This window comes from Bradyrhizobium sp. (assembly GCF_049691595.1).
GTDB lineage: Bacteria > Pseudomonadota > Alphaproteobacteria > Rhizobiales > Xanthobacteraceae > Bradyrhizobium.
The window spans coordinates 1-8,012 of record NZ_JBAVNZ010000010.1 but is presented as its reverse complement, the minus strand read 5'-3'; the positions used below and the strand labels follow the sequence as shown (position 1 = coordinate 8,012).

Sequence of the window (8,012 nt, the reverse complement as noted above, 5' to 3'; positions counted from 1 at the left end):
ACTAACTAATCTGCTCAACACCGAGGACAACGAGAGTTTTCCAAACGTCTCAGAAGTGACCGGATATAGCCGGATCAAAATGGAGGGGGTTTGCAAAACCAGGTGAAAGATTTCAAAGGCTTAGCCCGAAAGCCGTTGTGCTACCATTACACCATTCCCCAAGATTTGCTCAGCGGCATCAATGATTTAGACGTGCGGCCGGGCAATTTTCGCGGCGGGATCGTTGCCAATCATCGCCCAATCGGTGCGCCGTTCTACTCGCTCGGTCCGGGCCTTGGCAAGCAGGCAGGCAAGGGCATTTTTCGGCCAATCGTGGCCCCGGAGGCGCGATCAGCTGCGACGCCGCCGGCGATGGCTTGCCGCCAAGTCCATGGAGCCGGGCAGGCATGCTCAAGGATACGCACGGGTGGCGCTGAACGGCAGAGGGCGGACCCGCCAAACGGCAGGGCGCGTGGCGCGCCAACCACGGGTTGACGCGCCTGGCGCCGGATGCTTTCGCGCCAGACCGCCGCAACTTGCCCGCGCCAGGCGGCCATGCAATGTTGAACACAATAAGAAATCAAGGGAGCGACGGGCCGGTGCCCGACCGTATCCCGGCTTGAAAAGCCTTCGCGTGGGACCTTTCGGGAGACGTTCAAGATGACATCCAAGCATATCGTCGGGCTGCTTGCTGCCGCCGCGGTGTCGGTTGCGCTGGCGGGCACTGCATCCGCGCAGGACAAGACCGTCAAGATCGGCGCGATCTACCCCTTGAGCGGCAACGCCGCCTCTACCGGCGTGCACACCAAGGCCGCGCTCGAGACCGCGGTTGAGATCATCAACAACGGCAATCCGGCGCTCGGCAATCTGCCGCTGACCAGGAATGCGGGCCTCAAAGGCCTCGGCGGCGCCAAGGTCGAGGTTGTTTTCGCCGACAACCAGGGCAGCCCCGCCGTCGGGCAGAACCAGGCGCTTCGCCTGATTACCGAGGAAAAAGTGGTGGCGCTGAGCGGCGCCTATCAATCCGGCATCACGCTGACGGCGAGCGCGATCGCCGAAAAATACGGCATCCCCTTTCTGAGCGGCGAGTCGGTCGCGGCCAATCTCACCGAGCGCGGCTTCAAATGGTTTTTCCGCACCACGCCGGTGGCCGGGGATTTCGCCCGAATCTATCTCGACTTTCTCAAGGACATGAAGGCTGCCGGCCAAAAGGTCGACAATATCGCGCTGGTTCATGAAAACACCGAATACGGCACCTCGGTCTCCAACGTCATCACCAGCATGTTCAAGGAGAACGGGTTCGGCATCGCGCAGGACATCTCCTACTCCGCCAACACCACCGATGTGCAGAGCCAGGTCTTGCAGCTCAAGGACAAGAAGCCGGACGTCGTGATCATGATCAGCTACACGTCCGACGCGATCCTCTACGCCAAGACGTTCCAGGCGCTGGACTACAAGCCGCCGATGATGATCGCCGACAATGCAGGCTTTTCCGACCCTTCGCTGATCAAGACCGTCGGCAAGCTGGTGCAGGGCATCTTCAACCGCTCGTCCTTCGCCATCGGGCCTCCGGGTTCGCCGACCTTCCTGATCAATGAGATCTACAAGAAGAAGAGCGGCGACGACATGGACGACACCGTTGCCCGCCAGATGCAGGGGTTCTTCGTTCTGGTGGATGCGATCGACCGTGCCGGCTCGACCGACCCTGCGAAAATCCAGGCGGCGCTGAAGGCGACCGACCTCAAGCCCGACCAGCTGATCATGGGCTACAAGGGCGTGAAGTTCGACGACAAGGGCCAGAACATCCTTGCCGCCGGGCTGGTGATCCAGTTGCAGGATGGCGAGAACTACGTGCCGGTGTGGCCGAAGGACAAGGCCAAGACCGCGCCGATGCTGCCATACAAGGGCTGGTGATCGTTTCGAGGGCGGGCATCAGTCCCGCTCTTTTTTCGTCGCACCCCGCAACGATAGCTTCCGCAAGATTTGACGCCCGCATGTCCACCATCCTTGTCCAGGTGATCGTCGGCGGACTGCTGCTCGGCGCGGTCTACGCGCTGTTTTCCTCCGGCCTCACGCTGATCTGGGGCATGATGAACATCGTCAATTTCGCCCACGGCGATTTCGTCATGCTCGGCATGTATGTGGCGTTCATGATCTGGACGCTGCTCGGCGTCGGGCCGTTTGTCGGCGTGCCGGCAGCGGCGCTGGTGCTGGCGACGCTCGGCATCATCGTCTATTTCGGCCTGATCCGCAGCGTCATGAAAGGGCCGATGCTGGCGCAGATTCTCGGCACCTTCGGCCTGGCGCTGCTGTTGCGCTATTCCGTATTCTGGGGCTTTGGCGCCAATTTCCTGACGCTGCCGGAAAACATCGTCGGCGGCAACTTCGACATTTTTGGCATCCGGCTCCAGGCGTCGCGCCTCTTGGCCGGCGTCGTCGCGCTGCTGGTGACGCTCGGCCTGCATCTGCTGCTGACGCGGACCTCGCTGGGTTCGAAGATGCTGGCGGTGGCGGAAGACTCCACCGCGGCGCAATTGATGGGCATTCGCCCCGACAGCATGCAGGCGATCGCCTGGGCGATCGCGGCGGCTGCGACCGGGATCGCCGGCGCGCTGATCGCGACCTTCTTTTACATCGCGCCGACGGTCGGCGAAACGCTCGGCATCGTCGCCTTCGTCACCGTGTCGCTCGGCGGTTTCGGCAGCGTGCCGGGCGCGCTGGTCGCGGGGCTCCTGATCGGGGTGATCGAATCGGTGTCGGCCTACTGGATCGGCGCAGTCTACAAGGACATCGTGGTCTATTCGCTGTTCCTGTGTTTCCTCTGGTTCCGGCCGCAAGGCCTGATGGGCAAAACCTGATGCGGCGTCTGATCTGGCCCCTTGTCGCACTCGTGCTGGTGATCGCCTATCCGTTGTGGTTCTCGACGCCATTCCAGCAGCGACTCGGCGCGCTGGTGCTGCTGTACGCGATCGCGGCGTCGGCATGGAATGTCATCGGCGGCTATGCCGGCCAGGTGTCGGTCGGGCACGTCGTGTTCTTCGGCTGCGGCGCCTATGCATCGATGGCGGTCTATTCGCATTTCGCGCTGCCGCCGCTGGTCGGAATACCCGTCGGCATCGTCGCCAGCGTGGGGATCGCGGCCGTGATCGGCGTGCCGACGCTGCGGCTATCCGGTCATTACTTCAGCATGGCGACCATTGCCGTCGCCGAACTGGTCCGGTTGGTCGTGACCAATACCGAATATCTCGGCGCGGCGGTCGGCTTGAGCGGTCCGACCGCGCCGCGCACCGTGTTCGATCTCTCCTTCATCTCGGCGCTGCCCTATTACTATCTGTTCCTGACGATGCTCATCATCACGCTCGGCATCACCTGGTGGATGGCCAACAGCCGGATGGGATTCTATCTCCGCGCCATCAAGGATTCCGAGCGCGCGGCGCGCTCGCTCGGCGCGCCCGCCAGCCGCACCAAGCTCTACGCCTATATGCTGAGCGCGGGCCTTACCAGCGTCGCCGGCGCGCTCTACGCGATGATGTTCGGCTTCGTCGATCCCGAGTCGGGACTCGGCATCCTGATTTCCGTAAAAATGCTGATCATGGCGGCGCTCGGCGGCGCCGGCCTGTTGTTCGGTCCGCTGGTGGGTGCGGCGATCCTGGTGCCTTTGGAGGAAGTCTCCAACAATCTGCTCGGCGGCAAGGGCGCGGGCCTGACCTTCGTGGTCTACGGCGCGATCATCGTGCTGATCGCGCGCTTCCAGCCGGGCGGCATTTTGGCGCTGATCAAGCGGATCTGGACCATCAGCGACAAGGCGGCGAAGACTGCGGTCGAAGGAGCCGGCGATGCTCCTTGAAGCCCGCGACGTGACCAAAGCCTTTGGCAGCTTCAAGGCGGTCGATGCCGCCAGCGTGACGCTGGAGCAGGGCGACATTCTCGGCCTGATCGGCCCGAACGGCGCCGGCAAGTCCACCCTGTTCAACTGCCTGACCGGCGATCTGGTTTCGACCTCCGGCCATGTCTTGTTCGAAGGCCACGACATCACGAATCTCACGCCGGAGGCGCGGGCGCGGCTCGGGCTTGCCCGCACCTTTCAGGTGCCGCAGACCTTTGAAGGCATGACGGTGCTGGAGAACGTCATGATTGGCGCGTTCCTGCGCACCGCGCATCGCACTGAAGCCGAAGCAAGAGCCCGCGCCGTGCTGGAACGCGTCGGCATGAGCCGGCTGGCGGACGCCCCGGCGCGCTCGCTCGGCACGCCCGGCCGCAAGCGGCTGGAAATTGCGCGCGCGCTCGCGACCGAGCCAAAAGTTCTTTTGCTCGATGAAGCCATGGCCGGGCTGACCCAGCGCGAGGTGCGGCTCGCGATCGATCTGGTCCGCGACATCCATCGCTCCGGCATCACGCTCGTGATCGTCGAGCACATCATGGAAGTCATCATGTCGCTGGCAAGCCGCGTGGTGGTGTTTCACCAGGGCAAGGAGATCGCGCGCGGCAGCCCGCGCGAAGTCACGGCGAACCCGGCCGTGATCGCCGCCTATCTCGGCACCCGCGCCGCCAAGGCAGCGGCCGGCCATACGCCGATCGAGCTGATGGGCGGGCCCGCGACATGACCGGTCCGTTGCTCAAGATCGAGCATCTGGAAGTCCGCTACGGCGACCTGATCGGCGTCTCCGATGTCTCGCTCGAGGTGCCCGAGGGCAGCGTGGTGTCGCTGCTCGGCTCCAACGGCGGCGGCAAGACCACGGTGCTCAACGCCATCGCCGGTCTGATCCCCTTGCATGCCGGATCGATCATGTTCGATGGCAAGGAAATCGGCGGGCAGAGCGCCTTCGCGATCGTGCGCAAGGGCCTCGCGCTGTCGCCGGAGGGCTGGCGGCTGTTCGTGCAGCAGAGCGTCGAGAACAACCTGTTGCTTGGCGCAACGCCGCTGCGTGACAGGTCGCGCGCCGCCACGCTGCTCGAGCGCGTCTACGAGATCTTTCCGAAGCTGAAGGAGCGGCGCGGCCAGCGCGCCGGCACCATGTCCGGCGGCGAACGGCAGATGCTGGCGGTCGGCCGCGCGCTGATGAGCGACCCGAAACTGCTGATGCTGGACGAGCCGTCGCTGGGCCTCGCGCCGACGGTGGTGGAATCGATGTACGAGACCTTCGGCCGGCTGCACCGCGAGGGGCTGACGATCCTGCTCGCGGAGCAATCGATCGAACTGGCGCTGGAGGTCTCCGATTTCGCCACCGTGCTGCAGGTCGGAAAAAGCGTGTTGTCCGGCACCGCCGCCGATCTCGCCGAGGACCCGCAGGTGCAGAGGGCCTATCTTGGCACGGGCTGACGCGGCTCGACATGCCGACGCGGACGGTTGGATCAACCGTGGTCGCCAACGACGGGGAGGGACGGGATGAGCGCATTCAGCCGAGCGCCATTCGGCGGCACGATCGACAAGACCGTCGCCGGCTCGAAACCCTGGTGGCCGCAGGCAACCAGGCCGCCGCAGGGCGCACCCAACATCCTGGTCGTGCTGTTCGACGACGTCGGCTTTTCCGATTTCGGCTGCTACGGCTCTCCGATCAGGACGCCGACCATCGACAGGCTGGCGGCCGAAGGCCTGCGCTATTCGGGCTTCCATACCACCGCGATGTGTTCGACAACGCGTGCCGCGCTGTTGACCGGGCGCAACCACCATTCGGTCGGCGTCGGCTGCCTCGCCAATTTCGACAGCGGCTATCCCGGCTATCGCGGCAAGATCGCGCGCGAGGCGGGGACGCTGGCGGAAATGCTGCGCACGCACGGCTATCGCAATTACATGGTCGGCAAATGGCATGTGACGCCGCTGACCGAAAGCGGCGCGACCGGGCCGTTCGACGGCTGGCCGCTTGGCCGCGGTTTCGACCGCTTCTACGGCTTCCTCGACGCCGAGACCGATCAATACGCGCCGGAACTGGTCTCCGACAATACCCACTTCGATCCGCCCGGAAATTTCGCCGGCGGCTATCATCTCACCTCCGATCTGGTCGACCAGTCGATCCGCTTCATCGCCGATCATGTCGCCGACCGGCCGGATCTGCCGTGGCTGACATGGCTCGCGCTCGGCGCCTGCCATGCGCCGCATCAGGCGCCCGCCGATATCATCAAGGGTTACGACGCCATGTTCGCGCACGGCTGGGATGTCGAGCGCGAACAACGCATGACGCGGCAGAAGGCGATGGGGATGGTACCGCCGGGGACCAAAATGCCGGCGCGCAATGACGGCGTGAAGGCCTGGGACGAGCACAGCCTGGATGAAAGGCGCGTGTTCACCCGGCTGCAGGCGGCCTTCGCCGGCATGCTCGACCACGCCGACCGGCATCTGGCGCGGTTGATCGGTTTTCTCGATCAGGCCGGCATCCGCGACAACACATTGATCCTCGTGTTGTCGGACAACGGCGCGAGCCAGGAGGGCGGGCCGCTTGGCTTCGTCAACGCGATGGGGCCGTACAATTTCCGTCCCGAGCCGATGGCGGAAAAGCTGCGGCGGATCGATGACATCGGCGGGCCGGACTCGCACACCAATTTTCCCCACGGCTGGGCGATGGCGTCGAACACGCCGCTGCGCCGCTACAAGCAGAACACCCATGGTGGCGGCATCCGCGATCCCTTCGTGATGTGCTGGCCGAAGCGGATTGCGGCCAGGGGCGAGTTACGCCACCAGTTTGTTCATGCCAGCGATTTGACGCCGACATTGCTCGACCTGGTCGGCGTCAGTTCGCCCAGGGAAATCGCAGGCCTTGCCCAGATGCCGATCGAAGGCGAGAGTTATGCGCGCTCTGTTGCGGACGCGTCGGCGCCGTCAAAGACCTCGCCGCAATATTTCGAGATGTTCGGCCATCGCGGCATCTGGAAGGATGGCTGGAAAGCCGTGGCCTTCCACCCGCCGGGAACGCCGTTCGAGAACGACAAATGGGAGCTGTTTCATCTCGATCAGGATTTTTCCGAAGTCGACGATCTCGCCGCCAGGGAACCCGACCGTCTGGCTGACATGATAGAGCTGTGGTGGCGCGAGGCGGAGAAGCACAATGTGCTGCCGCTCGACGACCGATTCGGGCCGCGCTTTGCCGAGAACGCCGCGCGCTTCCACGGCGCGCGAAACAGTTTCGTTTTTCATGCCGGCATGGGGCACGTGCCGACCGACGTGGCGCCTGACGTGCGCAGCCGCAGCTACACCATCGAGGCGCATGTCGAGATTGGCGATGCCGGCGCCGAGGGTGTTTTGATCGCGCATGGCGATGCGACGTCGGGCTACAGCCTCTATGTCAAGGACGGCCTCCTGGTGCACGATCTCAATATCGGCGGCAGCCATGAGATCGTGACATCAGACCGCAGGGTGCCAGCCGGCGCCCAGCGCCTTGGCGTTCGCGTCGAACGGCTGGTGCGCAAGGAGCCGCCGGCCAAAGGCGCGCGAACCGGGGTCAGCGAATACACGCTGCTGATCGACGGCGAGCCTGCGGGTTCGCTGCAGACCCAGCTTGGCTTCCACACCCTGATTTCGTGGTCCGGCCTCGACATCGGCCGCGATCGCTCAAGCCCGGTGTCGCATTACGAAGCGCCGTTCGAATTCACCGGGCGCTTGCTGCGGGTCACGGTCGCCATGCAGGACAACCAGAAGCTCGACGGCGAGGAGGTCGGAAATGCGGAGATGGCGAGGCAGTGACGGCGTCCCCCGGAACCCTCGAAAGGGTGGCCCCGGTCGCCGGGCAGGGAACGCGGGTTTGCGTCTTTTTCTCGGCTGCCGGGCATGGTACGGGATATGCACGCAGCTTGATCTCCGATCTCGACACAGCAACCCGAGCCCCGCTGGAACGGCTCGGGCGAAATGACCCTGAAACCGTCAAATTGACCGGCATCACTCACCATCTGATCCGCCATTGGACCGAAGTATGCGTATTCCTTGTCGAGTAACACTGGCGGTAATCTCAGCGCTCGCGATGCTGTCGTTGATTCCGCCGTCCGTGGCGCAGCAAAACACCGCCCCCGCGGCGCCGCCCGCGCCTGCGATGCAGGCCCCCGTG

General features: G+C 64.3%; 7 protein-coding genes. All 7 read left to right on the top strand.

The genetic code is table 11. The features are described 5' to 3' along the window. Positions 1-639 precede the first annotated feature (639 nt). Positions 640-1,893, top strand: a complete 1,254-nt coding sequence (locus WCE35_RS00450) for an ABC transporter substrate-binding protein (RefSeq protein ID WP_424591384.1) — start codon at positions 640-642, stop codon at positions 1,891-1,893. 80 nt (positions 1,894-1,973) lie between these two features. Next, a complete protein-coding gene (locus tag WCE35_RS00445) occupies positions 1,974-2,837 on the top strand; it encodes a branched-chain amino acid ABC transporter permease (RefSeq protein ID WP_424591383.1) in 864 nt (287 codons plus the stop codon). Then, entirely contained in the window at positions 2,837-3,826 is a 990-nt protein-coding gene (locus tag WCE35_RS00440; RefSeq protein ID WP_424591382.1) for a branched-chain amino acid ABC transporter permease, read from the top strand. The genes WCE35_RS00445 and WCE35_RS00440 overlap by 1 nt, the downstream gene beginning before the upstream one ends. Further along, positions 3,816-4,583 carry an ABC transporter ATP-binding protein gene (locus WCE35_RS00435; protein WP_424591381.1) on the top strand — a complete coding sequence of 256 codons (768 nt, stop codon included), beginning with the start codon at positions 3,816-3,818 and terminating at the stop codon, positions 4,581-4,583. Before WCE35_RS00440 ends, WCE35_RS00435 begins: the two co-directional genes overlap by 11 nt. Next, complete coding sequence (locus WCE35_RS00430) at positions 4,580-5,299, top strand: ABC transporter ATP-binding protein (RefSeq protein WP_424591380.1); 720 nt, start codon at positions 4,580-4,582, stop codon at positions 5,297-5,299. The genes WCE35_RS00435 and WCE35_RS00430 overlap by 4 nt, the downstream gene beginning before the upstream one ends. 66 nt (positions 5,300-5,365) lie before the next feature. After that, positions 5,366-7,654, top strand: coding sequence for an arylsulfatase (locus WCE35_RS00425; protein WP_424591379.1), 2,289 nt, complete (start codon positions 5,366-5,368; stop codon positions 7,652-7,654). Beyond that, complete coding sequence (locus tag WCE35_RS00420; RefSeq protein ID WP_424591378.1) at positions 7,651-7,902, top strand: hypothetical protein; 252 nt, start codon at positions 7,651-7,653, stop codon at positions 7,900-7,902. The genes WCE35_RS00425 and WCE35_RS00420 overlap by 4 nt, the downstream gene beginning before the upstream one ends. Positions 7,903-8,012: the final 110 nt, after the last annotated feature.

What these genes read in the sequence shown, in the direction of transcription:
- WCE35_RS00450 (WP_424591384.1), top strand. Translation starts at nt 640, where the DNA reads ATGACATCCAAGCATATCGTCGGGCTGCTTGCTGCCGCCGCGGTGTCG.
- WCE35_RS00445 (WP_424591383.1), top strand. Translation starts at nt 1,974, where the DNA reads ATGTCCACCATCCTTGTCCAGGTGATCGTCGGCGGACTGCTGCTCGGC.
- WCE35_RS00440 (WP_424591382.1), top strand. Translation starts at nt 2,837, where the DNA reads ATGCGGCGTCTGATCTGGCCCCTTGTCGCACTCGTGCTGGTGATCGCC.
- WCE35_RS00435 (WP_424591381.1), top strand. Translation starts at nt 3,816, where the DNA reads ATGCTCCTTGAAGCCCGCGACGTGACCAAAGCCTTTGGCAGCTTCAAG.
- WCE35_RS00430 (WP_424591380.1), top strand. Translation starts at nt 4,580, where the DNA reads ATGACCGGTCCGTTGCTCAAGATCGAGCATCTGGAAGTCCGCTACGGC.
- WCE35_RS00425 (WP_424591379.1), top strand. Translation starts at nt 5,366, where the DNA reads ATGAGCGCATTCAGCCGAGCGCCATTCGGCGGCACGATCGACAAGACC.